The sequence below is a fragment of the Streptomyces sp. NPDC045968 genome (assembly GCF_056430475.1).
Window position 1 is genome coordinate 278972 of record NZ_JBWKLF010000009.1, and the last position, 26260, is coordinate 305231.

Annotated in this window: 19 protein-coding genes and 1 riboswitch; of the genes, 15 read left to right on the forward strand and 4 right to left on the reverse strand. The window is 71.9% G+C overall.

Features of this window, described 5'->3' with window-relative positions:
- The first annotated feature begins 202 nt into the window (after positions 1-202).
- The 3 genes from AC07FA_RS26065 to mfd all read left to right on the forward strand — a co-directional run bounded on the left by AC07FA_RS26065 (position 203) and on the right by mfd (position 7413).
- A complete protein-coding gene (locus AC07FA_RS26065) occupies positions 203-991 on the forward strand; it encodes an ABC transporter ATP-binding protein (RefSeq protein WP_479078648.1) in 789 nt (262 codons plus the stop codon).
- On the forward strand, positions 988-3570 hold the full coding sequence (locus tag AC07FA_RS26070; RefSeq protein ID WP_479078650.1) for an ABC transporter permease: 2583 nt from the start codon (positions 988-990) through the stop codon (positions 3568-3570). Before AC07FA_RS26065 ends, AC07FA_RS26070 begins: the two co-directional genes overlap by 4 nt.
- 312 nt (positions 3571-3882) lie before the next feature.
- The gene (mfd, locus tag AC07FA_RS26075) at positions 3883-7413 is read left to right on the forward strand and encodes a transcription-repair coupling factor (RefSeq protein WP_479078651.1); all 3531 of its coding nucleotides are present in this window, start codon (positions 3883-3885) and stop codon (positions 7411-7413) included.
- On the opposite strand, the gene AC07FA_RS26080 is transcribed toward mfd, so the two are convergent.
- Positions 7391-7966: a TetR/AcrR family transcriptional regulator gene (locus AC07FA_RS26080; protein WP_479078652.1), complete on the reverse strand. Its 576-nt coding sequence runs from the start codon at positions 7964-7966 to the stop codon at positions 7391-7393. The genes mfd and AC07FA_RS26080 overlap by 23 nt on opposite strands.
- A 124-nt stretch (positions 7967-8090) precedes the next feature.
- Between AC07FA_RS26080 and AC07FA_RS26085 the strand changes: the two genes are divergently transcribed.
- Both AC07FA_RS26085 and AC07FA_RS26090 read left to right on the forward strand, forming a co-directional pair.
- Positions 8091-8957, forward strand: a complete 867-nt coding sequence (locus AC07FA_RS26085) for an SCO6745 family protein (RefSeq protein WP_479078654.1) — start codon at positions 8091-8093, stop codon at positions 8955-8957.
- A 153-nt stretch (positions 8958-9110) separates the two neighbouring features.
- Complete coding sequence (locus tag AC07FA_RS26090; protein WP_479078805.1) at positions 9111-9866, forward strand: HNH endonuclease family protein; 756 nt, start codon at positions 9111-9113, stop codon at positions 9864-9866.
- A 57-nt stretch (positions 9867-9923) separates the two neighbouring features.
- Here AC07FA_RS26090 and AC07FA_RS26095 read toward each other — a convergent pair whose 3' ends face one another.
- Positions 9924-10814, reverse strand: a complete 891-nt coding sequence (locus AC07FA_RS26095) for a sigma-70 family RNA polymerase sigma factor (protein ID WP_479078656.1) — start codon at positions 10812-10814, stop codon at positions 9924-9926.
- Positions 10815-10928: 114 nt separating this feature from the next.
- Between AC07FA_RS26095 and AC07FA_RS26100 the strand changes: the two genes are divergently transcribed.
- A complete protein-coding gene (locus tag AC07FA_RS26100; protein ID WP_479078657.1) occupies positions 10929-11675 on the forward strand; it encodes an N-acetyltransferase in 747 nt (248 codons plus the stop codon).
- A gap of 64 nt (positions 11676-11739) precedes the next feature.
- On the opposite strand, the gene AC07FA_RS26105 is transcribed toward AC07FA_RS26100, so the two are convergent.
- Together AC07FA_RS26105 and AC07FA_RS26110 are read right to left on the reverse strand one after the other, a co-directional pair.
- A complete protein-coding gene (locus AC07FA_RS26105) occupies positions 11740-12483 on the reverse strand; it encodes a LolA-like protein (protein ID WP_479078658.1) in 744 nt (247 codons plus the stop codon).
- Positions 12484-12618: 135 nt separating this feature from the next.
- Positions 12619-13452: a DUF4352 domain-containing protein gene (locus AC07FA_RS26110; RefSeq protein WP_479078659.1), complete on the reverse strand. Its 834-nt coding sequence runs from the start codon at positions 13450-13452 to the stop codon at positions 12619-12621.
- A gap of 229 nt (positions 13453-13681) precedes the next feature.
- Here AC07FA_RS26110 and AC07FA_RS26115 point away from each other — a divergent pair, with 229 nt between their 5' ends.
- The 9 genes from AC07FA_RS26115 to AC07FA_RS26155 all read left to right on the forward strand — a co-directional run bounded on the left by AC07FA_RS26115 (position 13682) and on the right by AC07FA_RS26155 (position 26121).
- Complete coding sequence (locus tag AC07FA_RS26115) at positions 13682-15973, forward strand: N-6 DNA methylase (RefSeq protein WP_479078661.1); 2292 nt, start codon at positions 13682-13684, stop codon at positions 15971-15973.
- 98 nt (positions 15974-16071) lie between these two features.
- Positions 16072-16701 carry a hypothetical protein gene (locus tag AC07FA_RS26120; protein ID WP_479078662.1) on the forward strand — a complete coding sequence of 210 codons (630 nt, stop codon included), beginning with the start codon at positions 16072-16074 and terminating at the stop codon, positions 16699-16701.
- A complete protein-coding gene (locus tag AC07FA_RS26125) occupies positions 16698-18257 on the forward strand; it encodes a serine/threonine-protein kinase (RefSeq protein WP_479078663.1) in 1560 nt (519 codons plus the stop codon). Before AC07FA_RS26120 ends, AC07FA_RS26125 begins: the two co-directional genes overlap by 4 nt.
- A 173-nt stretch (positions 18258-18430) precedes the next feature.
- Positions 18431-19087, forward strand: coding sequence for a SurA N-terminal domain-containing protein (locus AC07FA_RS26130; protein WP_479078664.1), 657 nt, complete (start codon positions 18431-18433; stop codon positions 19085-19087).
- Between the two features lie 34 nt (positions 19088-19121).
- Positions 19122-20096 carry a nucleoside triphosphate pyrophosphohydrolase gene (locus AC07FA_RS26135; RefSeq protein WP_479078666.1) on the forward strand — a complete coding sequence of 325 codons (975 nt, stop codon included), beginning with the start codon at positions 19122-19124 and terminating at the stop codon, positions 20094-20096.
- Between the two features lie 41 nt (positions 20097-20137).
- Positions 20138-22447, forward strand: coding sequence for an SEL1-like repeat protein (locus AC07FA_RS26140; protein ID WP_479078667.1), 2310 nt, complete (start codon positions 20138-20140; stop codon positions 22445-22447).
- The gene (locus tag AC07FA_RS26145) at positions 22444-23832 is read left to right on the forward strand and encodes a cytochrome P450 family protein (RefSeq protein WP_479078668.1); all 1389 of its coding nucleotides are present in this window, start codon (positions 22444-22446) and stop codon (positions 23830-23832) included. Before AC07FA_RS26140 ends, AC07FA_RS26145 begins: the two co-directional genes overlap by 4 nt.
- 105 nt (positions 23833-23937) lie before the next feature.
- Positions 23938-24948 carry a transglycosylase family protein gene (locus AC07FA_RS26150; RefSeq protein WP_479078669.1) on the forward strand — a complete coding sequence of 337 codons (1011 nt, stop codon included), beginning with the start codon at positions 23938-23940 and terminating at the stop codon, positions 24946-24948.
- A gap of 290 nt (positions 24949-25238) precedes the next feature.
- A riboswitch (cyclic di-AMP (ydaO/yuaA leader) is annotated at positions 25239-25410 on the forward strand.
- 3 nt (positions 25411-25413) lie between these two features.
- Positions 25414-26121: a transglycosylase family protein gene (locus tag AC07FA_RS26155; RefSeq protein ID WP_479078670.1), complete on the forward strand. Its 708-nt coding sequence runs from the start codon at positions 25414-25416 to the stop codon at positions 26119-26121.
- Positions 26122-26260 lie beyond the last annotated feature (139 nt).

The following is a 26260-nucleotide window of genomic DNA, read 5'->3' on the forward strand; positions in this document are numbered from 1 at the left end:
TCCTCCCGGCGGAGGACGTGGCAGCGGGGGCCCGTTCCTTAGCGTGGTCCTACACCGCAAGGGCGGCTGACCGCAGAGGGCGGGGTGGGGAAAACCCCACCTGAAGACTGCGCTGGGCACCAGCGCGCCGGACCCCCTGCTCCCGCAAGACTCGGAACGTACACAGAGACGTCGAGTCATCCACCGGCATAGGAGAAAAACCGTGACAACGGCTGTAACCATTCCCAGGCACGGGGGCACTGGAGGGCGTACGGCCGTCGCTGCGCGAGCGCGGCAGGTCGTCAAGGCGTACGGGTCCGGGGAGACCCGGGTCGTCGCGCTCGACCATGTCGACGTCGACATCGCTCGCGGGCAGTTCACGGCGATCATGGGGCCGTCCGGTTCGGGCAAGTCGACGCTGATGCACTGCCTCGCGGGACTGGACACGGTGACCTCGGGCGAGATCCACCTCGACGAAACCGAGATCACGAAGCTCAAGGACAAGAAGCTCACCCAGCTCCGCCGGGACCGGATCGGCTTCATCTTCCAGGCGTTCAACCTGCTCCCGACGCTCAACGCGCTGGAGAACATCACGCTGCCGATGGACATCGCGGGCCGCAAGCCCGACGCCGCCTGGCTTCGGCAGGTCGTGGAGACCGTCGGCCTCGCCGACCGGCTGAAGCACCGGCCGACCCAGCTCTCCGGTGGCCAGCAGCAGCGGGTCGCCGTCGCCAGGGCGCTCGCCTCGCAGCCGGACATCATCTTCGGTGACGAGCCCACCGGGAACCTGGACTCGCGGGCCGGGGCGGAGGTGCTGTCCTTCCTGCGCAGGTCGGTCGACGACCTGGGCCAGACCATCGTGATGGTCACCCACGACCCGGTGGCGGCCTCCTACGCGGACCGGGTGCTGTATCTCGCGGACGGTTCCATCGTCGACGAGATGCTGGACCCGACCGCCGACCAGGTCCTCGACCGCATGAAGCACTTCGATGCCCGGGGGCGTACCTCGTGACTGTCCTCAAGACCTCGATGCGCAACTTCCTCGCGCACAAGGGACGCATGGCGCTCTCCGCCGTCGCGGTCCTGCTGTCGGTGGCGTTCGTGTGCGGCACGCTCGTCTTCACCGACACCATGAACACCACGTTCGACAAGCTCTTCGCGGCGACCGCCGCCGATGTCACCGTCAGTCCCAAGTCGGCCGCGGACGTCGACGACACCCCGGAGACGGGCAAGCCCGAATCGCTGCCCGCCTCCGTCGTCGGGCAGGTGGAGAAGGCCGAGGGCGTGAAGTCCGTCGAGGGCGCCGTCTCCAGCATGGCCGTCACCGTCGTCGACAGCCACAACAAGAACATGGGCTCCGAGACCGGCGCCCCGACGATCGCCGGCAACTGGACGCGGAACGACCTGCGTTCCATGGAGATCACCTCCGGTCACGCCCCGCGCGGCCCCACCGAGGTGATGGTCGACGCCGACACCGCGGAGAAGCACCACCTGAAGCTCGGCGACGAGCTGCGCACCATCGCCGTCACCGGTGACATCAAGGCGAGGATCAGCGGAATCGCCTCCTTCACCGTGACCAACCCCGGTGCGGCCGTCGTCTACCTCGACACCGCCACCGCCCAGGAGAAGCTGCTCGGCGGACCCGGCCTCTTCACCCACATCGCCGTCACCGCCGAACCCGGGGTGAGCGACACGGAGTTGAAGAGCGGTGTCGCCACCGTGCTCGGCGACTCGGCCCCGTACAAGCTCCAGACCCAGGACGAGGCCGCGGCGGCCAACAAGGACTCCATGGGTTCCTTCCTCGACGTGATGAAGTACGCGATGCTCGGCTTCGCCGGGATCGCCTTCCTCGTCGGCATCTTCCTGATCGTCAACACCTTCTCGATGCTGGTCGCCCAGCGCACCCGTGAGATCGGCCTGATGCGGGCCATCGGCTCCAGCCGCAAGCAGGTCAACCGGTCGGTGCTCGTCGAAGCGGTGCTCCTCGGGATCGTCGGCTCGATCCTCGGGGTCGGCGCCGGAATCGGGCTCGCCGTCGGTCTGATGAAGCTCATGGGCGCCATGGGCATGGAGCTGTCCACCAAGGACCTCACCATCGCCTGGACCACCCCGGTCATCGGACTCGTGCTCGGCATCTTCGTCACCGTCCTCGCCGCCTACGTGCCCGCCCGCCGGGCCGGCAAGGTCTCGCCGATGGCGGCCCTGCGCGACGCCGGTACCCCGGCGGACGCCAGGTCCGGCCGGGTCCGCGCCGCCATCGGTCTGCTCCTCACCGCCACAGGTGGCGCGGCCCTGTGGGCGACCACGCAGGCCGGGGAGGCGAGCGAGGGTTCGCTGTACCTGGGTCTGGGTGTGGTCCTGACCCTCATCGGCTTCATCGTGATCGGCCCGCTGCTCGCCGGGGTCGTGGTGCGGGCGCTCAGCGTGGTCGTGCTGCGGCTGTTCGGCCCGGTCGGCCGGCTCGCGGAGCGCAACGCGCTGCGCAACCCGCGGCGCACCGGAGCGACCGGCGCGGCCCTGATGATCGGCCTGGCCCTGGTGGCCTGCCTCTCGGTCGTCGGCTCGTCCATGGTCGCCTCGGCCACCGACGAGCTCGACAAGTCGGTCGGCGCGGACTTCATCGTCCAGTCGTCCACAGGACAGCCGATCGTCCCCCAGGCGGCGAAGGCCCTGGAGAGCGCGCCCGGCATCGAGCACATCACCAACTACAAGGCCGTGGGCGCGAAGCTGACCGCCCCCGACGGTTCGACGGAGGACGAGGAAGTCGTCGCCGCCGACCCGACGTACAAGGACGACCTGCGGCGCAAGACCGTCTCCGGTGACCTGGCCGACGCCTACGGCGAGGACGCCATGTCGGTCGGCGACGCCTACGCCACCCGGCACAGGATCAAGGTCGGGGACGAGATGACGGTCGCGTTCAAGGGTGGTGAGACGGCGAAGCTGAAGGTCGCCGCGATCACCTCGGACGAGACCAACGTCGACAAGGGGGCGATGTACATCCACACCAGGACCGCCGAGAAGTACATCCCCGCCGACAGGATGCCGAAGAACCTGATCATGTTCGCCACGGCGCAGGAGGGCAAGGAGAAGGAGGCGTACGCCGCCCTCAAGACCTCGCTCGCCGCGTACCCGCAGTACAAGGTGCAGAACCAGGCGGACTTCAAGCAGGACCTGAAGGACCAGATCGGCCAGCTGCTCAACATCGTGTACGGCCTGCTGGCCCTGGCGATCATCGTCGCGGTGCTCGGTGTGGTGAACACGCTCGCGCTGTCGGTGGTCGAGCGGACCCGTGAGATCGGCCTGATGCGGGCCATCGGCCTCTCGCGCCGCCAGCTGCGCCGGATGATCCGGCTGGAGTCCGTGGTCATCGCCCTCTTCGGCGCCCTGCTCGGCCTCGGCCTGGGCATGGGCTGGGGCACCTCGGCCCAGAAGCTGCTGGCCCTGGAGGGTCTCGGCGTCCTGGAGATCCCGTGGCCGACGATCCTCACGGTCTTCGTCGCCTCGGCGTTCGTCGGACTGTTCGCCGCACTGGTTCCCGCGTTCCGGGCCGGCCGGATGAACGTCCTCAACGCGATCGCCACCGACGGGTGACGACGGCCGTCATAGGATGACGGAGCCGGCCCCGGGGCGTTCCTCCAAACGCCCCGGGGCCGGCTCCGTCGCGTCCCCGGTGGGCGCGGGTCGCCCGCCCCGGCGCCGGACCGGCATTCGGCTGAGCGGTGACCGCTCCCGGCCCCGGCGTGAGGCGGTTGCGGGAGCGGCTGTCGTAGGGGAGTCGTAGTCTGGAACCCCGGCCCGTCCCACGTGTCGGGCCCTTCGCGTTGCCCCCTGCCCGGGACGGCGCGACGCCCCTGGCAGCAGCCGGCTGCCAGTACACCCCCGTACCCCGGACGGAAGCCCTTCATGAGCCTGCACGGTCTGCTGGATGTCGTCGTACGTGACCCGGCGCTCTCCGAAGCGGTGAAGGCCGCCGCCGACGGCCACCGGATGCATGTCGACCTGGTGGGCCCGTCGGCCGCCCGGCCCTTCGCCGTGGCCGCGCTGGCCCGCGAGACCGGCCGGACGGTGCTGGCCGTCACCGCGACCGGCCGGGAGGCGGAGGACCTGGCGGCGGCGCTGCGCACGCTGCTGCCGCCGGACACCGTCGCGGAGTACCCGTCCTGGGAGACCCTGCCCCACGAGCGGCTCTCACCGCGCTCGGACACCGTGGGCCGCCGCCTGGCCGTGCTGCGCCGGCTGGCGCACCCCAGGCAGGACGACCCGGAGACCGGGCCGGTCAGCGTGATCGTCGCGCCCGTGCGCTCCGTGCTCCAGCCACAGGTCAAGGGGCTCGGCGATCTGGAGCCCGTGGCGCTGAGCAGCGGACAGAGCGCCGATCTGGGCGAGGTCGTCGAGGCGCTCGCGGCCGCCGCGTACTCCCGGGTCGAACTGGTCGAGAAGCGCGGTGAGTTCGCCGTACGCGGTGGAATCCTGGACGTCTTCCCGCCGACCGAGGAACACCCCCTGCGCGTGGAGTTCTGGGGCGACGACGTGGAGGAGATCCGCTACTTCAAGATCGCCGACCAGCGCTCCCTGGAGGTCGCCGCGCACGGGCTGTGGGCGCCGCCCTGCCGCGAGCTGCTGCTCACGGACGAGGTCCGCTCCCGCGCCGCCGCACTCGCCGAGGCCCACCCGGAGCTGGGTGAGCTGCTGGGCAAGATCGCCGAGGGGATCGCCGTCGAGGGCATGGAGTCCCTCGCCCCGGTTCTGGTGGATGAGATGGAGCTGCTGATCGATGTCCTGCCGAAGGGCTCGATGGCGGTGGTCTGCGATCCGGAGCGGGTACGCACGCGGGCGACCGACCTGGTCGCCACCAGTCAGGAGTTCCTCCAGGCGTCCTGGGCGGCCACGGCGGGCGGTGGCGAGGCCCCGATCGATGTCGGCGCGGCCTCGCTCCGGGGGATCGCGGACGTCCGCGACCGGGCCCGTGAGCTCGACATGATGTGGTGGTCGGTCTCCCCGTTCGCCGCCGACGACGAGCTGGACGAGGACACCCTCAAGCTCCGGATGCGCGCCCCCGAGTCGTACCGGGGCGACACCGCCCGCGCGCTCGCCGACACCAAGGGCTGGCTCGCGGACGGCTGGCGCACGGTGTACGTCACCGAGGGCCAGGGCCCGGCCTCCCGTACCGTCGAGGTCCTGGGCGGCGAGGGCATCGCCGCCCGCCTCGACCAGGAGCTGGCCGAGATCTCGCCGTCCGTCGTCCACGTGTCGTGCGGCGCCATCGACCAGGGCTTCGTCGACCCGGCGCTGAAGCTCGCCGTGCTGACCGAGACCGACCTGACCGGTCAGCGCACGGCCACCAAGGACCTCGGCCGGATGCCGGCCCGCCGCCGCAAGACCATCGACCCGCTGACGCTGGAGACGGGCGACTACATCGTCCACGAGCAGCACGGCGTGGGCCGGTACATCGAGATGGTGCAGCGCACGGTGCAGAACGCCACCCGCGAGTACCTCCTCGTCGAGTACGCCCCCGCCAAGCGCGGCCAGCCCGGCGACCGGCTGTACATCCCCACCGACCAGCTGGAGCAGGTCACCAAGTACGTCGGCGGCGAGGCCCCGACCCTGCACCGGCTCGGCGGGGCCGACTGGACCAAGACCAAGCAGCGTGCCAAGAAGGCGGTCAAGGAGATCGCCGCCGACCTGATCAAGCTGTACTCGGCGCGGATGGCGGCCCCCGGCCACGCCTTCGCCCCGGACACCCCGTGGCAGCGCGAGCTGGAGGACGCCTTCCCGTACGCGGAGACGCCCGACCAGCTGTCCACGATCGCCGAGGTCAAGGAGGACATGGAGAAGACGGTCCCCATGGACCGGCTGATCTGCGGCGACGTCGGTTACGGCAAGACGGAGATCGCGGTGCGCGCGGCGTTCAAGGCGGTCCAGGACGGCAAGCAGGTCGCCGTGCTCGTACCGACCACGCTCCTCGTCCAGCAGCACTTCGGTACGTTCACCGAGCGGTACGCCCAGTTCCCCGTCAACGTACGGGCGTTGAGCCGGTTCCAGTCGGACGCCGAGTCGAAGGCGACGCTGGAGGGCCTCAAGGACGGCTCGGTCGACCTGGTCATCGGCACCCACCGGCTGTTCTCCGCCGAGACGAAGTTCAAGGATCTCGGTCTGGTCATCGTGGACGAGGAACAGCGCTTCGGTGTCGAGCACAAGGAGCAGCTCAAGAAGCTCCGTGCCAACGTCGACGTCCTGACCATGTCCGCGACGCCCATCCCCCGTACGCTCGAAATGGCCGTCACCGGCATCCGCGAGATGTCGACGATCACGACGCCGCCGGAGGAGCGCCACCCCGTCCTCACCTTCGTCGGACCGTACGAGGAGAAGCAGATCGGCGCAGCGGTCCGCCGTGAACTGCTGCGCGAGGGCCAGGTCTTCTACATCCACAACCGGGTCGAGTCCATCGACCGCGCCGCGGCACGGCTCCGGGAGATCGTGCCGGAGGCCCGTATCGCCACGGCGCACGGGCAGATGGGCGAGAGCGCCCTGGAGCAGGTCGTCGTCGACTTCTGGGAGAAGAAGTTCGACGTCCTCGTCTCGACGACGATCGTCGAGTCCGGCATCGACATCTCCAACGCCAACACCCTGATCGTGGAGCGCGGCGACAACTTCGGCCTCTCGCAGCTGCACCAGCTGCGCGGACGCGTCGGCCGAGGCCGGGACCGCGGCTACTCCTACTTCCTGTACCCGCCGGAGAAGCCGCTCACGGAGACCGCCCACGAGCGCCTGGCGACGATCGCCCAGCACACGGAGATGGGCGCGGGCATGTACGTGGCCATGAAGGACCTGGAGATCCGCGGCGCCGGAAATCTGCTCGGCGGCGAGCAGTCCGGACACATCGCGGGCGTCGGCTTCGACCTCTACATCCGGATGGTCGGCGAGGCGGTGGCGGACTACCGGGCCGCCGTCGACGGCGGAGTGGAGGAGGAGCCCCCGCTGGAGGTCAAGATCGAGCTTCCGGTCGACGCCCACGTGCCGCACGACTACGCCCCCGGCGAGCGGCTCCGCCTCCAGGCGTACCGCTCGATCGCCTCCGCGAACACGGAGGACGACATCAGGGCGGTACGCGAGGAACTCACCGACCGCTACGGCAAGCTCCCCGAGCCGGTCGAGAACCTCCTGTTGGTCGCCGGTCTGCGCATGCTGGCCCGCGCCTGCGGGGTCGGCGAGATCGTCCTCCAGGGCTCGAACATCCGCTTCGCCCCGGTGGAGCTGCGCGAGTCCCAGGAGCTGCGCCTGAAGAGGCTCCACCCGAAGACGGTCATCAAGCCGACCGCCCACCAGATCCTGGTCCCCCGCCCCACGGCGGGCCGGATCGGCGGCAAGCCGGTGGTGGGCCGCGAACTGCTGGCGTGGACCGGGGAGTTCCTCACGACGATCCTGGGGTCCTGACACCGTCGGCGAACAGCAGCCCCGCGAGTGAGCGGAAGGTCTCCTCGGGGTCCCGGGTGCCCAGGGGGCCGGTCAGGTTGCCGCTGAGCAGCAGGGTGGCGAAGCCGTGGGCCAGGGACCAGGCGGCGATGCCCGCGTCGGCCCCGCGCCCGGTGGGGAGTTCGCTGACGCCCGCGCGCAGGGAGTCGGCGGCGCGGGCCTTCGCCGCGAGCAGGTCCGGGTCGTCGGGGTGGTGGAGCTCCGGGCGGAACATCACCTGGAAGTGCGCGGGGTGTTCCCTGGCGAACCGTACGTACCGCACGCCTCGTTCGTTCAGGGTCGGCGCCTCGTCCAGGGCGTCCGCGAAGAGGGTGTAGCCCTCGGCGGCGATCGCGGTGAGCAGGCCGGTCCTGTCCTTGAAGTGATGGGCCGGGGCGGCGTGCGAGACGCCGGCCCGGCGGGCGAGGTCGCGCAGGCTCAGGGCGCCGGGACCCTCCGTGGCGACGACGTCGAGGGCGGCGGTCAGAACGGCACGCCGCAGGTCGCCGTGGTGGTAGGTGCGCTCGCTGCTCATGCCCAGCACAGTACGCCGAATCTAGTCATTGACAAGTTGGAGGGCGGGGCGCACTCTGGGAATCCGAAGGGATCTAGTCACTGGCAAGATTTCGTGCGCCGTGGAGTTCTGGGAAGGCGGAGAGATGTCCGGAGAGCTGGGACGCGTACGTCAGATGTGGCACCTGTTGGAGCCCCTGCACGCCGTCCTCTACTACGCGCCCGAAGCCCGCGAAGAGGCCGCCGCGCTCGGATACGCCGTCGACGAACGCTGGCCGGGTTACTTCGCCTGGCGTGCCGCACCGCTCGGGGCGGCAGGGGAGCGTCAGGTCGTCGACACCTTCCACAGCTTCAGCCCGGCGATGGTCCGGGAGTACGTCCCGGCCGTCTGGTCCGTCGCCCCGCCGGAAGCCGTGCTCGCGGCCCGGACGCGGGCGGTCGACCGTACGTACCGCGCACTGCTCGCCGAGTGGACCGACGGCCCGGAGCTCGCCGAGATCGCCGCGCTGGTCCGCCGCGCGGCCGAGGCGGCGGACGTGAAGGGCCGGCCGCTCGCCGAGGCCAACGCCGCACTGCCCTGGCCGGACGCCCCGCACCTGCTGCTCTGGCACGCCGCGACCGTCCTGCGCGAGCACCGGGGTGACGGGCACATCGCGGCACTCGTCGCCGCGGGCCTCGACCCGGTCGAGTCGCTGGTCTCCTTCGCGGGCGTCGGAGCGGCGCGCCCCGAGGTGTTCGAGAGCCGGGGGTGGAGTGCGCGGGAGTGGGCGGCCGCGCGTGAACGGCTGGAGAAGCGCGGCCTGTTGGAGCAGGACGGCATGGTCACCGAAGCGGGCCGCGCGCTGCGCGCGGAGGTGGAGCGGCGTACCGACGAGGAGGCGGCCGGACCGTGGGCGGCCCTCGGGGAGGAAGGGCGGGAGCGGCTGGTGGAGCTGCTGGGCCCGCTGTGGGTGGCGGTGCTGGGAGAAGGGCTGCTGCCGTCCGAGACGACGCTCGGTATCGGGAAGGTGTGAGCCCGGGGCGGGCCGGCCGGAGGCGCGGTGGCGTGTGATCCGTGCGGGCGCCCGCCTTGAACGGTCCCTGGCGGGGAAGGAGTCCGTAGGATTCCCGGGTTCGGCTTTCTCCCGTCAGGATGGCTCCGAGTGATATCTCCCCGTGTGTACCGAGTGGTGCTGCCCGCCCTGAGCGCGGCGGTCGTGCTGTCCCTGGCGGGCTGCGAACCCCAGCTGACGGAAGGCGGCGGTGCGGGCGAGAGCAGTGCGGCGAGCGGCGGGCAGCAGGGCGAGGGCGCCGGAGCCAGCCCGCTGAGCAATCGGGACGGTACGAAGCCCGGGCTCGCCCCCCTCACCTCCGAGGGCGACAGGGCCGCGGCCCGCAAGCTCATCGGGGCCGTGGCCACCAAGGGGCGCGGACCACGCACCGGTTACGAGCGGGACGAGTTCGGCTACGCCTGGATGGACACCGCGGACGGCGTCCCGCTCGCGCGCAACGGCTGCGACACCCGCAACGACCTCCTCCACCGCGACGGCAGGGGACTGCGCTTCCGTGGCGGTTCGGACTGTGTCGTCGTCGCGATGAAGCTCTACGACCCGTACACCGGCCGGACCCTCGACTGGCGCAAGGAGCGGGCCGCCGAGGTCCAGATCGACCATGTGGTGCCGCTGTCCTACAGCTGGCAGATGGGCGCCGCGCGCTGGCCGGAGAGCAAGCGCAGGCAGCTCGCCAACGACGTACTCAACCTGCTCCCCGTCGAGGGGCGCGCCAACTCGTCCAAGGGCGACTCCGGCCCGGCCTCCTGGCTCCCGCCGAACAAGCGCGTCCGCTGTGCGTACGTGGTGCGGTTCGCGCAGGTGGCGCGGAAGTACGAGATGCCGGTGACCGCCCCGGACAAGCAGATGATGCTGCGGCAGTGCGGCGGCTGACAGCGGGGACGCCTGCCGGGCGCCGACCCGGTCTCCCGGGTCGGCGCCCCTGGTGCGTCAGTGGTCCGGTACGGCGATGTCGAGTCCGCCGAGACGCTCCGGTTCCGCGATCACGTCGATCTCCGTGATCCTGCCCTCCGCCATCGTGAAGGCCAGCACGATGCGCAGGCGTCCCTGGGGAGCCATCGCGAGGCCGATCGTGCCGTTCACCAGCGCGGGGCCGGTGAAACGTGCCCGGCCCACGGCGGCCATCGCGCCCTTGGCCACGCTGAGGGCGCCGCGGACCTCGACGGGTTCGGGTGTGGGGATGACGGCCCGGTCGGCGCGCAGCACCACATCGGGGTCGAGGAGGGCGACCAGTGCCTCGAAGTCGCCGCCCCGGGTGGCGGCCAGGAAGGCGTCGACGACCTTGCGCTGAAGGGTGACGTCCGGCGCGGGTGCCGCTGTGCCGCCCTTGACCCGGCGGCGGGCCCGGCTCGCGAGCTGGCGGACGGCCGTCGGGGAACGGTCGAGCAGGGGGCCGATCTCGTCGAAGGGCACGGCGAACATGTCGTGCAGGACGAAGGACACCCGCTCGGCCGGTGACAGCGTGTCCAGGACCACCAGCAGGGCCAGCCCCACCGAGTCCGCCAGGAGCGCTTCCTGTTCCGGGTCGTGCCGGACTTCGCTCCCCCCGGACTCGGCCTCGCCCGTGGCGTACGCCTCCAGGGGGTCCTCGCGGCGGGTCTCGCGCGAGCGCAGCATGTTGAGGCAGACCCGGGACACCACGGTGGTCAGCCAGCCGGCGAGGTTCTCCACCTCGCTCGTATCGGCCCGGCTCGCACGCAGCCAGGTGTCCTGGACGGCGTCGTCGGCCTCGCTCGCCGAGCCGAGCATGCGGTAGGCCACCGCGCGCAGATGGGGCCGGTGCTCCTCGAAGCGCTCAGTCAGCCAGGGGTTCTCGTCCACCGTGTCGTGTCGCCTTTCTTCCGCTCAAGTGTCGGACGAGTAGACCATCGAAGGCGGCGGCGGGTCCCGGGATAATCGGTGGACGTTCCTGGTCGGCTCACTAGCGTGTGGCCCATGAAGCTGACCATCACCTCGCTCGCCGCACGCCCCGAACTGGCCGGACCCATGGCCGAGATGCCGGACACCTGGCCGGAGTTCGTCCTCCAGGACCTGGTGGGCTGGGCGAACTTTCCCCGGATCGCGGTCGAGTTCCCCGAGTACGTGCTCGTCGCGACGGACAGCGAGGGCGCCGTCGTCGCCCGCGCCTACAGCGTGCCCTTCGCGCTCGGCGTGGCCGGACGGAAGGAGCTGCCCCCGGGCGGCTGGGACCAGGCGTTGCTGTGGGCCTTCTCGGATCTGCGCCGCGGGCGCACCCCGGACACGGTCAGCGCGATCGAGATCACGGTCGCCAAGGGGCAGCTGGGGAAGGGGATATCGGGCCGGATGGTGACGGCGCTGCGGGAGAACACCGAACGGCTCGGTTTCCGGGAGCTCGTCGCTCCGGTACGGCCGAACGCCAAGCACCAGGAGGCTTCCGCTCCGATGGAGGAGTACGCCCGCCGGACGCGGGACGAGGACGGTCTGCCGTACGACCCGTGGCTGCGCGTCCATGTACGGGCGGGCGGGGTGATCGAGGCGGTGGCGCCGGTGTCGATGACGGTGAGCGGGTCGCTCGCACAATGGCGGAGCTGGACCGGGCTGCCGTTCGACGTGGAAGGGCCGGTGGAGGTGCCGGGGGCCCTGGTGCCGGTGCACTGTTCCGTCGCGCACGGGTACGCGGTCTACGCGGAGCCGAACGTGTGGGTGCGCCACCGGCTGTGAACCGCTCCCGTGTACGCGTGCGGCTCGTCCCCCGTGCACCACTGTGCACGGGGGACGAGCGAGGTCAGACGGTGGCGGGCCTCTTCGCCGCGACGGGCTTGCCGAACGCGGAGAACTCCACGGTGAGCGGCGGCTGTCCACGGTCGGTGACGCGCATCTTCAGGAGGTAGGGCTTGCCCTCGGTGGCGACGCTCGCCGTCCAGGACCCGCCGCCCGGCCCGCCCGAGGTGCCGGACCCGTCGGGCGTGCCGGTCAGCGTGAGCGTGGGCCGGCCGCCGAGGGACACCTGCTCGCCCTTGTGGGCGGTGTCGCTCTTCACCGCCAGACGGTCGAGCAAACGCTGCGGATCGCAGTAACGCAGGCTCTCCGCCGTGCGCCGGTCGTCGGGGCGCGCCTTGACCCAGCGGCCCGTGAGCTTCTTGACGTCGGTTTCCGCGGCGCCGCGGCCGCCGTCCGCCGAGGCCGCCCGCAGCATCGCCTCGTCGGACTTCGTGTAGACCGTGCCGCCGGTCCGGATCAGCTCCATCGTTCCTGCCGTACCCATGGAGAACGTCCCCGTGCACTCGCCCCGCGCGCCGGCCGCGACGAACACCTGGACCGGCCCGTCCGCCGACTCCGTCGTCACGGCCAGTCGTACGGACGTGGCGGCCCGGGTCGCGGCGATCGCCTTGTTGGTGACCTCGGGAGCCGTCAGGCCGTCGAACGGGCCCTGCGCCTCGGGGCCTTCGAGGAACGAGCCGCAGGCGGTCAGGCCGAACACCGCGACGGTGCAGAGAGCGGCTGCTGCGGTGCGGGCTACGGGGTGCATGGTGCGGGCTCCGGGGTGTCAGGGGCGTCGGGGGGAGTCAGGAGTGGACCGGGCCTCGGGCCTGGCGTACGGGCACGGGTGGCCGGCGTGCGGTGAGCGGGCCGGGCGCGGGTGCCGGGCGTGCGGGGGGCGGGGTCAGAGCTTCAGCTCCCACTGGCTCGCGTCCCAGTCGAGGCCGGGGCTGACCTCGACGGTCAGGTTCTTGGCGTCCGCCGGGGTGTCGAAGGCGAACTGCACCGTGACCTTCTTGCCCGGCAGGACCGTGCCGGTGAAGCCCGCGCCGACCTTGCCGTCGAAGATCTGCTCGGCGCTCACGCCGTCCTTGCCGGCCCGGGCGTCCACGCTGACGAGCGCGGTGTCGAACTTCTCCTTGGTCTTGTTCTCGACGATCACGGAGACCTTGTAGGCGCGGTTGCCCTTGGTGTGCCCCGCGGCGTACGCGTCAGGGGTGTAGGCGGCCGCGTTGCCGACGGTGAGCTCCAGGCCGTCGTCGTACACGGCCGTGTCACGCTCCTCCAGCGCCTCGCCCGTGGCCTCCTCCTCGCCCGCCGTGTCGTCCTCGCTCTTCTCCGGTGCCGGCTCGTCCTTCGTCCCGCCCGGCTTCTCCGCCGCCGAGTTGCTCGGGGCCGTCTTGCTGATCTCGTCCACGGCGTCGTCCACGGCCTTGAACGTGATGACCGCTCCGACCACCGACAGGATCAGCGCGAGCAGGCCGAGGACGGCGCCGAAGGTGGTGACGCCCTTGTTGGCCGCCTCGCCGCGCTTCACCCGGCCTCGCCCGGACAGGCCGAGGATCAGGGCGATCAGGCCGAGGATGCCGGCCAGCCAGAAGAAGAAGGGGATGAGGCCGGAGACGGCCCCGATGATGCCGAGGACGAGCGCCGCGGTGCCCAGGCCGTTACGGGCGGGCCGGGCGCCGGGCGCCTGGTCGGGGGCGTACGGCTGCTGGGGCTGGGTGAACTGGGACATGGGTGTGCCCTCCGGCAAAAGCAGGGATAGGTGGTGAGCGGTACTGCGCGCCGCTTGGCTGCGGCGATGAGTCAATAAGACCAGAGCCTGTGAACCGAGTCAACACGGTTCACAGGGAATTGATTCATCCACGCTGTGAAGGGGTGCGGCACGAGCAAGTCGGTATGCTCGCCGACACAGAGCTCAGGCAGCAGGGCAGCGGCAGAGCAGCGGAGCAGGGAGGCAGTCAGTGCCGGATAACACGACAGAGGTGACCGCGGCCGGTATCGCCCGGCTCGCGGGGGTGGGGCGCGCGGCCGTCAGCAACTGGCGCCGCCGTCACGCCGACTTCCCCAAACCGGTCGGCGGTACCGAGACGAGCCCCTCCTTCGCCCTGAACGAGGTCGAGGAGTGGCTGCGGGATCAGGGGAAGCTCGCCGAGGTCCCGCTGCGCGAGCGGGTATGGCAGCAGCTGTCGGGGCACCCGGCCGGTGCCGTGACGGCCCTGGTCCACACGGGTTGCGCCCTGCTGCTCGTACGCGACAGGCCGACCGCCTGGCTGGAGATCAGCGCCGTATCGGACGAGCGGATGGCCGGTGTGCTGCCGGTGGCCCTGGAGGACGTCCTCACCGCGCGCTTCGGACCGGACACCGGATCGGCCACCGCACCGGACAGCGCACCGGTCGCCGGGCAGGGCGCGACGGCGGGCCCGCCCCCGGGCGGCGCTCCCGAGGGCCCGGCCCCCGGCGGCCGGGCGGTTCACACGCCCGGCGCTTCCGAGCTGCTGCCCTCCGTCCCGCTGCTGCGCGCCGCCGCCGAGCTGGCCGCCGAATCGGGGGCCCGGCAGTGTTTCGAGTTCCTGTTCGGCCGCCAGCTCGACGCCAACCCGCGTCAGTACACGCTCACTCCACCCGGCCTGGCCGAACTGATGGCGGACCTCGCGGAACCGTGGAAGGAGGCCGACAAGCCGGGCAGGCCCGCACGCGCCGTCCTCGACCCGGCGGCCGGAACCGGCGCCCTGCTGCGCGCGGTCAGCCGGCCCACGGCTCTGTACGCGCAGGAGTCGGACCCCGACCTCGCCGCGCTCACGGCGCTCCGTCTGGCCCTCCAGTCCGAGGGTTCACGGGCCGACGCCCCGGCCCTCGTCGTACGGACCGGCGACACCCTGCGCGCCGACGCCTTCCCGCAGCTCGCCGTCGACGCCGTGCTCTGCCACCCGCCGTTCAACGAACGCAACTGGGGACACGACGAGCTGGCCTACGACCCTCGCTGGGAATACGGCTTCCCCGCCCGTACCGAGTCCGAACTCGCCTGGGTCCAGCACGCGCTGGCCCACCTCCGCGAGGGCGGCACCGCTGTCCTCCTGATGCCCCCGGCCGCCGCGTCCCGCCGCTCCGGGCGCCGCATCCGTGCCGATCTGCTGCGTCGCGGCGCACTCCGCGCCGTCATCGCGCTCCCGGCCGGGGCCGCGCCGCCGTACGGCATCCCGCTCCACCTCTGGGTCCTGCGCAAGCCCGGCACCGGGCTCCACCCCGCGCCCGAACTCCTGCTCGTCGACACGGCGGAGGCCGCCGAAGCGGTCACCGGGCCGGGCACCCAGGCGGCCGGCGGCCGGGACCGGCTCGACTGGCCGGCCGTGCGGAACGCCGTACTCGACGCCTGGCAGACCTTCAGCCGGAAGGACCGGCCCGACTGGAAGGACCGGGCGGACCAGGCCACGGACCCCGGCCACCCCGCCTCCTCCACCGCCAACGCCAGCGGTACCCACCCCGCCCCCCGCCCCGGCCTCAGCCGCGCGGTCCCCGTCATCGAGCTCCTGGACGACGACGTGGACCTCGCCCCGGCCCGCCACCTCCCACGCCCCGCACCCGGCGGCGGAGCGGCCGAACTGACCCGCGTACGCGAGCGGCTGGCCGACACCCTCCGCGTCACCGCACGCCTCACCCCGCCCCCCGCCGACCTCTCGGACCCGGCCCGCTGGCCCCTCACCACCGTCGGCGAACTCGCCCGCGCGGGCGCCCTCCAACTGCGTACCGGAGGCTCGGGCACCGGCACCGCTCCCGTCCTCACGGAACACGACGTCCTCGGCGGTACGCCCCCGAGTGGCACACCCACCGTCCAGCCCGAGGGCGCCGCCGACGAAGCGCTCCTCCTCCAGCCCGGCGACGTCGTCGTGCCCGTGCTCGGCGGCGGCTCGGTCGCCCGGGTCGTCGACGAGGCGACGGCGGGCGCCGCCCTCGGCCGCAACCTCCAGCTGCTGCGCCCCGACCCGGCCGCCCTGGACCCGTGGTTCCTCGCCGGCTTCCTGCGCGGCACCGCCAACAACCGCCAGGCCAGCAGCTACGCCTCCACCGCCACCCGGCTGGATGCCCGGCGGCTCCAGCTGCCCCGCTTGCCGCTGGCCGAACAGCAGCGGTACGGGGAGCAGTTCCGGCAGCTCGCCGCGTTCGAGGAGGCGCTACGGACGGCCGGGCGGCTCGGCGGGCTCCTGGTGCAGGGGATGTACGACGGGCTGACGGACGGCACGGTCGCCCCGAAGTGACGTGAACCACAACGGTTGTGCACAACCCGGGACCGGGTGTCCGTGTCGGTGTATACGCTCACTGCACACGTCCGACATACGCCTTCCAGGAGCGTCCCATGCACGGCTACGGCTATCCGCCGGAGCAGCCACCGAAGCACCGCCCGTCCTCGGGGGCGCTGACGGCGCTGCGCGTGCTCTTCGTGGCGCTGACCGTGCTGAGCTGCGGACTTCTGGCCTGGGCCGCGATGCTGCGGCTCGCGATCGTGACCCGCAAGGGGCGTGACTGGGGGCTGCTCGCGCTCGTGTTCGCGCTCAACACGGGACTTTTCGCGTTCTTCATCGCGATGCCGGAGGACCCGGACAAGACGACCGACACGGAGGCGTTCATCGGGGTCTCCTGGATCTTCGGCGTCATGGTCGGCGTGATCGCCTACTACCTCTACGCGGAGATTCAGCACTACGGCCCCGAGGGACCGTACGGCACCCCCCGTCCGCCCCTGCTCCAGACGCAGGGACAGGGGCCGTACGGCGGGTACGTCCCGCAGCAGCCCCCGGCCCCGTCCACCCCGGCTCCCGGATACGGCTATCCGCCCGCCGTGCCCCCGCCCGCCCCCACTCCGCCGCCGGCCCACACCCCGCCGCCGGCCCACACCCCGCCGCCCGCCGCACCCCAGCGCCTCGACCAGGTCCGCGCCGAGCTCGACGAGCTGAGCCACTACCTCCGTAAGGAGGGCGAGGGCCGGTGACCGGACGCGTCATCGCCGGGCGGTACGAGCTGGCGACCATCCTCGGCCAGGGCGGCATGGGCCAGGTGTGGACGGCGTACGACCAGCGGCTTGACCGCCGGGTCGCCGTGAAGCTGCTGCGTCCGGACCGGGTGGCCGGGCCCACCGGCAGCGACGCCGCGGGCGAGCTGCGCCGCCGCTTCGTCCGCGAGTGCCGGGTCACCGCCCAGGTCGACCATCCCGGTCTGGTCACCGTCCACGACGCGGGCAACGACGACGAGGACCTCTTCCTGGTCATGCAGTACGTCGAGGGCGCCGACCTCGCCGACCACCTCGCCGAACACGACCCGTACCCATGGCCCTGGGCCGTCGCGGTCGCCGCGCAGCTCTGCGCCGTCCTGTCCGCCGTGCACGCGGTGCCGATCGTCCACCGCGACCTGAAGCCCCGCAATGTGATGGTCCGGCCCGACGGCACCGTCACCGTGCTCGACCTCGGTGTCGCCTCCGTCCTGGACACCGACACGACGCGCCTCACGCACACCGGCTCACCGATCGGTTCCCCGGCCTACATGGCCCCCGAGCAGGCGATGGGCGGCGCCGTCGGCCCGTACACCGACCTCTACGCCCTCGGCGTCCTCCTCCACGAACTCCTCAGCGGGGACGTCCCGTTCGCGGGTTCCACCGCGCTCGGCGTCCTGCACCGCCACCTCTACGAACCGCCGCTGCCGGTCCGCCATCTCCGAGCCGAGATCCCGGCGCAGCTCGAAGCGCTCGTCCTGCGGCTGCTCGCCAAGGACCCGCAGGCCAGACCCGCCTCCGCGCAGGAGGTGTACGAGACGCTCGCGCCCCTGCTGCCCGCCCGTGGCGCACCGGCCGGGCCGCTCGACCCGACCCGGCCCTTCCTGCGGCCGCACGCCCCGTGGCCCGACCGGGCCGCAGCTGTCCAGCCCCCCGCGCCCGTACCGCCGCCGTCCGCGCCCGACCCCCGCTCCCCGGCGCCCGCCCGCCCGGATGTCGCGCGGGCCGTCGACGAGGTGAAGCAGCTCCTCGTGGAGGGCCGGATCACCCAGGCCGTGGACATCCTCGGGGGCATCCTCCCGGCCGCCGCGGCCGAACACGGGGAGCACTCACCCGTCGTCCGCATCCTGCGCAAGCAGTACGCGGCCACCCTGATGGACGACGGCCAGTACCGGCGCGCCCTGCCCGAGCTGCGCCGCCTCGCCGACGACCGCACGGCCGAGGCGGGCCCGGCCGACGTACAGACCCTCCAGTTCCGTTACGACGCGGCGCAGTGCCTGGAACAACTGGGCGAGCCGTCCGCCGCACTCGCCGAGTACCGCGCGGTCCTCCCGTACTACGAGAACACCTACGGGGCGGTCACCGCCGACCCCGGCCGCGCCTTCGACATCCGGCACCGCATCGGCCATCTCCTGCTCGCGGTGGGCGATCACGCGGCGGGACGCGGGCAGTTGCAGACACTGCTGTACGACGCGGAGCGCGCCTACGGGCCGCACCACCCGCTCCCCGTGGAACTGCGCAGGCAACTGGAGCACCAGCAGGACGTCCGCGGCGGCTGACGGAGCATCCCCCGGGGGTCGAACGCGTGCTCTGAAGGGCCCGCGGGCGCGCCGCATCCCCAACTCCTCCCGAATCGTTGGTCGAATCAGTGGCCCCAACCACCTCCACTGCCTAACATCGATCACCGCAAGGCTTTGTGCGCTGATGCACAAACTCTCCCCGGGAGGCTCCTTTGCACCGCCGTCGTCGCACCGCGCTCTCCGTCTCAGCCGCACTGCTCGTCGGGGTGCCGCTCCTCTCCGCCTGTGGGAGCGAGGCCCATCCGGGCGCCGCGGCCCTGGTCGGCGGGGACCGCATCGAGGTGTCCACGCTCCAGGCACAGGTGGCGGACGTACGCAGCGCGCAGGAGAGCTCCCAGCAGTCCGCGCAGCTGGTGAAGAGCTCCGGGCAGCTCAGCCGCGCCAAACTGCACGGGATGATCTTCGGGCGGATCCTGGACCGGGCCTCGAAGGACGCAGGAGTGACGGTCAGCCGCAAGGAGGTCCAGGAGATGCGCCTGGCGGCGGCCGCCCAGTCCGGCGGTGACAAGCAGCTCAAGGCGATGATGCTCCAGCAGCGCTGGGTCGCCCCCGGCCAGATCGAGAACGATCTGCGCCGGGAGGTCCAACTCCCCAAGCTGGCAAAGGCGCTCGGCGCCGACCTGTCCTCCCCCGAGGGCCAGAAGGTCGTCGGGGAGGCGCTCGCCAAGGCGTCGAAGGCGCTCGACATCGACGTCAATCCGCGCTTCGGCGTCTGGGACGACGAGCAGATCCAGCTCGGCAACTACAAGGCGCCGTGGATCACCCAGGTCACCGAGTTCGAGCAGCCAGCACCCGAGGCAGGCGCCTGACCGGGGCGGCAGCGGACCGGGGTAGGTTCGAGGGGTGAACGCTGAAGCCCCCGGCGACCCCGGCCGTATCGTCCTGCTCACCGCCAGCCACCGGGTGGCGCCCGGACTGCTGTCCTGGCCCGCCTGGCAGACCCTGCACGCGGCGGACCGGGTGCTGTGCGGTGAGCCGCACCATCCGCAGCTGCCGTATCTGCGCGAGGCGGGCGTCACGGTCGAGCACGGCGTGCCCACCGCCCAGGAAATCGTCGACGACTGCGTGGGCGGCCGGACCGTGGTGGTCCTGGTGGGCGGCGAGGGGAACCAGCCGCTGACCGACGGCCTCGCGCGGCTCGGCGGCTCGGGCCGGGTGCGGATGCCGGACCTGGAGCTGCTGCCCGGTTCGTACGATCTGCCGGGCGCCCGGCTCCTCGATCTCGTCCAGGTCATGGACCGGATCAGGCGCGACTGCCCGTGGTCCTCGCAGAAGACGCACAAGGGCCTCGCCAAGTACGCCATCGAGGAGGCGTACGAACTCGTCGAGGCGATCGAGGACGGCGACCGGGACGAACTGCGCGAGGAGCTCGGGGACGTACTGCTCCAGGTCGTCTTCCACGCCCGGATCGCACAGGAGGACCCGGACGAGCCGTTCGACATCGACGATGTCGCGGCCGGCCTCGTGGAGAAGCTGATCCACCGCCACCCGCACGTCTTCGGTGACGAGAGCGCCGAGACCCCCGAGGACGTCCACGCGCACTGGCAGCGCACCAAGGCGATCGAGAAGCAGCGCGACTCGGTCACCGAAGGCGTCCCGCTCGGTCAGCCCGGGCTGGCTCTGGCCGCCAAGCTGGGCAGCCGGGTCCGCGGCGCGGGACTCGATGTCGCGCTCCCCGCGGGTGACTCCATCGGGTACGAACTCCTCGCCCTCGCCGTACGGGCCGAAGAGGACGGGACCGACCCCGAGGCCGCCCTGCGCGCGGCGGCACGCACCTACCGCGACGCGATCCTGGCGGCGGAGGGCAACACCCGTTAGTACGGTGGCTCCAGGGCCGGTCGAGGTGTGGGGGACAGCGCGTGAGCGGGGAGATCGAATCGCTGGCCGATGCCGTGCTGAGGGCGTTGGCGGACGACAGCCGCAGTGACTACCTCTTCGGTGTGTACGAGGAATCGCGGCCGGGGATCGCCGAGGCGTTGCGGCTCCGCAGGATCCTGAGCGGGATGCGGCACTTGGGCGGCGTCGACCCGAGGGAGCGTCGCGAGCTGGTCCGGCGGCTGAAGGATGTGGCGGCGCAGGACCCCGACGCGGTGTCGGAGCTGCGGACGTTCTTCCCGGCGCAGGGGGGCCTGGCGGCCGGCGTACAGGAGGTTCCGCAGGACGCGGTGCTGGTGGACCCGGCGCACAACTCCGTCACTGGCGGCACCTTCATGGGACCGGTTCTGGGAGACGGCACCCAGTACAACTACTTCGGCCCGGGTGCCCACGCCCCGCTGCCCGCCGTGGCGCACTGGCTGACGCTCGACATCGCCGACCCGATCGCGCTGGGGGTGCGGCGCACCCGCCGGCTTCCGGAGGAGCCGCCCCTTCCGCCGTACGCCGGACGTGACTGCGACGCGCGGCTCGGCACCCTGGTACGGGCCGCGGCCGGGCAGGGCGGTCTCGTGCTGGTGACGGGCGAGCCGCTGTCGGGGAAGACGAGGACGGCGTGGGCGGCGCTGTTCAGCAACATGGCGGGTGCGACGCGGATCTACGCACCGCCGCCCGGTACGGACCTGCGCGGGCTGCCCGCCGTACTGCGTGGCCGCGGTGACGAGTCGTGCGTTCTGTGGCTCGACGAGCTGGAGGGGCACCTCGGCGAGAACGGCCTGACGGCCGCCGTCCTGGCGGAGCTCGTCCAGCAGCGCACGGTCGTGATCGGCACGATGGCCGACGAGGCGTACGACGCCCACCGCTTCGGCGCGTCCGCCGGCGCGCGGGTGCTCGGCGGCGTGGAGCCGGTCGAGCTGACCTGCGCCTGGTCCAAGAAGGAACTGTCACGGTTCAGGAAGCGCCTCGACGACCCCCGGCTGCGCGGCGCACACGAAGGGCGCGGCGCCAGGGGCATCACCGAGTACCTCGCCGTCGGCCCCGAACTCGGTGACCTGTGGCGCCGGGCACGGCGCGCGCGGGGCCGCGGTCGCGGCCACCACCTGGTGCGCGCCGCGATCGACCTCGCCCGCTGCGGGGCCCGTGGCCCGCTCCCGCTCGACGTACTGCGCGCGGCGCACGACGTGTACCGGGACTGGCCGTGGTCCGAGGAGGAGACGTTCGACGCCGCGCTCGCCTGGGCGGCCGAGATCCGGCTCGGGGTGACGGGGATGCTCGTGCCGGGCCCGGTGGAGGGCACCTGGACGGCGTTCGGTTCGCTGGTCGCCGAAGTGGAGGACCAGGGCGCGAAGGCCCGTCCCGTACCGCTGGAGATCTGGCCGTTCGCCCTGGAAGCGGTACGGGGTGACGAGTCCGGGCGGACCGAGGTCATCACGAGGGCCCGCCGGTGGCTGACCCCGCGGGCGGACGGTGACCCGGACACCATGGCGGTCCTCGGATCGCTCGAACAGGAGTTGGGCGAGGTGGCGGCGGCCGAGTCCTGGTACCGCAAGGCGGCGGACGCGGGCAGTGCGCGGGCGGCGGCCGTGGTGGGGGGACTGCTCGTCGCGCGGGGCGCCGGCGCCGAAGCCGTCCCGTATCTGGAGAAGGCCGCCGCGACGGGGGACACCGCCTCGCAGAACAGGCTGGCCACCGTATTGAGGGAGCGCGCCGAGTTCTGGCTGACCAGGGCCGCCGAAGCGGGGGACGGCGAAGCGGCGTGCCGGCTGGGGCACCTCCTCCTGGCGGACCGGTCGCACGAGGCGATGCGGTGGTACCGCAGGGCCGCCGACAGCGGGTACGAGGGCGTCGCCAGGAGCATCGGCAACCTCTTCCACGACTGGCAGGACCTGGAAGAGGCGGAGACCTGGTATCGCAGGGCCATCGCCCATGGCGACAGCAGGGCGGCGAACCCCCTGGCGCTGATTCTGGAGGAGCGGGACGAACCGGCCGAGGTGATCGAACCGCTCTACCGGATGGCGGTGGAAGCGGGCGACATCAGCGCACTGGCCAATCTCGGCTACTTCATGAAGGCGCGGGGGCGGCTGGACGAGGCCCGGCGCTGGTTCGAGGAGGGCCACGCACGGGGGAGCTACGACGCGGCCTACGCCATGGCCGTGCTGGAGCGGGACCAGGGGAACACGGCAGCGGCGGAGGAGTGGTTCGGCAAGGCCCTGGAGATCGGCCACCACGGCGCCGAGCGGGCGATCGCGGAGCTGCGGTCGGAGGGCGGGGAGGCGGCGGCTAACGTCGAGGGGTGAACGACAGCCCCGCCGAAAGCCCTGCCGACAGCCCTGCCGACAGGGCCGAGAGCCCCGCGGACAGCCCTGACAGCCCTGCCCAGGCCACGGCCGGCTGCCCCGTCGGCCACGCGGCCGCGGCGCCCGCCGCCCCCGAGCTCTTCACCTGGGAGTTCGCCACCGATCCGTACCCCGCCTACGCCTGGCTGCGCGAGCACAGCCCCGTACACCGGACGACGCTGCCCAGCGGGGTCGAGGCCTGGCTCGTGACCCGGTACGCGGATGCCAAGCAGGCACTCGCCGACACGCGGCTGTCCAAGAACCCGGCCCACCACGCCGGGTCGGCGCACGCCAAGGGCAGGACGGGCATCCCGGGCGAGCGTAAGGCGGAGCTGATGACGCATCTGCTGAACATCGACCCGCCCGACCACACCCGGCTGCGCCGTCTCGTCTCCAAGGCGTTCACCCCGCGCCGGGTCGCCGAGTTCGCGCCACGCGTGCAGGAGCTGACGGACCGGCTCATCGACAACTTCGTGGCGGAGGGCAAGGCGGACCTCATCCACGACTTCGCCTTCCCCCTGCCCATCTACGCGATCTGCGATCTGCTCGGCGTCCCGCCGGAGGACCAGGACGACTTCCGCGACTGGGCGGGCATGATGATCCGGCACGGCGGCGGCCCGCGCGGCGGGGTGGCCAGGTCCGTGAAGAAGATGCGCGGCTACCTCGCCGAACTGATCCACCGCAAACGGGAGGATCCGGGCGACGACCTGATCTCGGGGCTGATCCGCGCCAGCGACCACGGCGAGCACCTCACCGAGAACGAGGCCGCCGCGATGGCGTTCATCCTTCTCTTCGCCGGATTCGAGACCACGGTCAACCTCATCGGCAACGGGACGTACGCCCTGCTGCGCAACCCAGGGGAACGCGAGCGGCTTCAGCGTTCGCTCGCCGCGGGGGAGACGGACCTCCTGGCCACGGGGCTGGAGGAACTGCTGCGGTACGACGGCCCGGTGGAGCTCGCCACCTGGCGGTACGCGACGGAGCCCGTCGCGCTCGGCGGGCAGGACATCGCTCCCGGGGACCCCGTGCTCGTGGTCCTCGCCGCGGCCGACCGGGACCCGGAGCGATTCCGTGATCCGGACACGCTGGACCTCGCACGGAGTGACAATCAGCACGTGGGATACGGGCACGGCATCCACTACTGCCTGGGAGCGCCGCTCGCACGCCTGGAGGGGCAGACCGCGCTGGCAACCCTGCTGAGGCGCCTTCCTGACCTGCGCCTTGCGGCGGAACCTGACGATTTGCGGTGGCGCGGCGGCCTCATCATGCGCGGACTGCGCACGCTTCCGGTGGAGTTCGCGCCCGGCCCGCCGGCCGCGCAAGGTGACACTCCGTCAACTCTGTGACTTTCACGTGATCTCCGCTGCATCGACTTGTGACACACGTTCGAGTGCCGCTAGGTTCACCGTTCACCACAGCAGTCACATGTCAGTCACACGGAAGGCAATCCCATGGGCTCCGCGAACGGCAGACACCGCCGCCCTCGCCAGGCACCCGCCATCGTCGTCGCCGCAGGCGTGACGGGATCGGCCATCGCCATCCCGCTGCTCGGTGCGACCGGTGCGCACGCCGCCGACGCCTCGACCTGGGACCGGGTCGCCGAGTGCGAGAGCGGCGGCATGTGGAGTGCGGACCTGGGCAACGGCTACTACGGCGGCCTGCAGTTCTCCCAGGACACCTGGTCGGCGTACGGCGGCTCGGCGTACGCGCCCCGCGCCGACCTCGCCAGCCGCTCGCAGCAGATAGCCGTCGCGGAGAAGGTCCTGGAGGACAAGGGTCCGCAGGCGTGGCCGAGCTGCGCGGTGATCTCCGGGCTCGCGCTGGACGGGTCCCTCCCGGGCGTCGACCCGGGCGGCGTGCCCTCCGCCGAACCGTTGGACCCGCTGTTCCCGTCGGACGAAGCGACGGACGAGGCGGCGGGCGAGGCGGCGGACGAAGCCACGGACGAAGCGAACAAGAGCGGCGAGAGCGACAAGGCGGGCGAGTCGGGCAAGTCCGGCGACATGACCGGGCCTGTCGAGTCCGACAAGAACGGCGCGACCGGCGAGTCGGCCGGGTCCGAGGACTCCGGCGCGACGGCCCCGCCCTCCACCACGCCGTCCCCCGAGGCGTCCGACGCCCCGGCCGACGCGGACCAGGGCGGCGGCAAGCACCGAGGCGCGCCGGCGCCCGAGGCGAGCCAGGACGTCGACCCGGGCAGCGGGCGCGACTCCGGCCGGCACGCCTCGCGCGGTGACGGCGAGGCGCGCGACGGGGGTGCGGCGAGCCTGGACGGCGACTACACCGTCCGGCCCGGAGACAATCTCTGGGCGATTGCTGACGCACAGAAGGTTCCCGGCGGCTGGACCGAGCTGTACGAGGCCAACAAGGGCGAGCTGGGCTCCGACCCGGACCTCATCCTCCCCGGGCAGAGCCTCGATCTGGGGCTGTCGGACAGCGCGGAGAGCTCCGCGCTCAACTGATCAAATTCGGGAAAACGCCCCAAAATCGAGGGCAGTTCAGAGGCCTATGTCCACTTATGCGTAAGTGAGACATGGGTCTCTTTGCTTCAACTGGCGTGCCACGGCCGGGTGGTGCGCCTGCGCCCCCTCTGGCCTGCGGAAACGTTTGATCGCCCAGAGCAAGTAAGACCCGAATGGCCGGTATGTCCCTCTTTGAAAGTGGGGGTTGCCTATGTTTACGGTCGGAACCGCTCGCACCGCGGGCCCCGTCGACCGTCACGCCGAATCCTGCCGTCGGTCGAAGGGAACAGACGCGTAAAGCGCCGTAGGCAGGAGCGGGGGACCCAGGTAAGCGCCGGGCCCGGTCGTCGAAGGACGACTGAGGACCGGCTTGGGGTGAAGTCGCGCGCTAGGACGTGCGACCGGGCAACTCACTTGGCCCGAACCCGACAGCTCACCTCGTAGGCGTCGGTGAGGAGAAGCTCCATGCTGTTTTCCAGCAAGGCCAAGCACCGCCGCCCGTCCAAGGCCGTCCGTGTCGCCACGCTCGCCGGTGTCGCCGGTGCCGCTGTGGCCGTCCCGCTGATGGGCGCGACCGGCGCCTCCGCCGCCTCCGTCGCCACGTGGGACGCCGTGGCCCAGTGCGAGTCCGGTGGCAACTGGTCCATCAACACCGGTAACGGCTACTACGGCGGTCTGCAGTTCTCGCAGTCCAGCTGGGCCGCCGCCGGCGGTACGCAGTACGCGTCCCGCGCCGACCTGGCCACCAAGTCGCAGCAGATCGCCACGGCCGAGAAGCTTCTCGACATGCAGGGCCCGGGCGCCTGGGCCTGCGCCGGTGCCGGCAACCTGACCAACGACGGTGTGGACCCGGGTGTCGACACCGGCTCCGCGCAGAGCGGCGGCGCCGAGCAGCAGGCCCAGCCGGAGCGCCAGGCCGAGCAGCCGGCCACGCGCAGCGAGCAGCGCACCGCCCCGAAGACCGAGGCGCCGAAGACCGTCACCACCCCCACCGGCGAGAAGGTCGAGAAGGGTGACGGCGAGTACAAGGTGAAGACCGGCGACACCCTCAGCAAGATCGCCGCGAAGCAGCACGTCAAGGGCGGCTGGGAGAAGCTGTTCGAGCTGAACGACGACATCGTCAAGGACGCCGACCTGATCTTCCCGGGCCAGCAGCTCCACCTGACGAAGTAGTACCTGGGACTCTCCTCCCCCTCGGGAGGGTGTCCGGCGGCATCCCTCCCGCTCTGCTCCCCGACCCGGCGCGCTCTCCCCCGTGCGCGCCGGGTCGGGGTCGTTTCGAACGCGAGCGCACCGCCGAACGGGTCCGGCT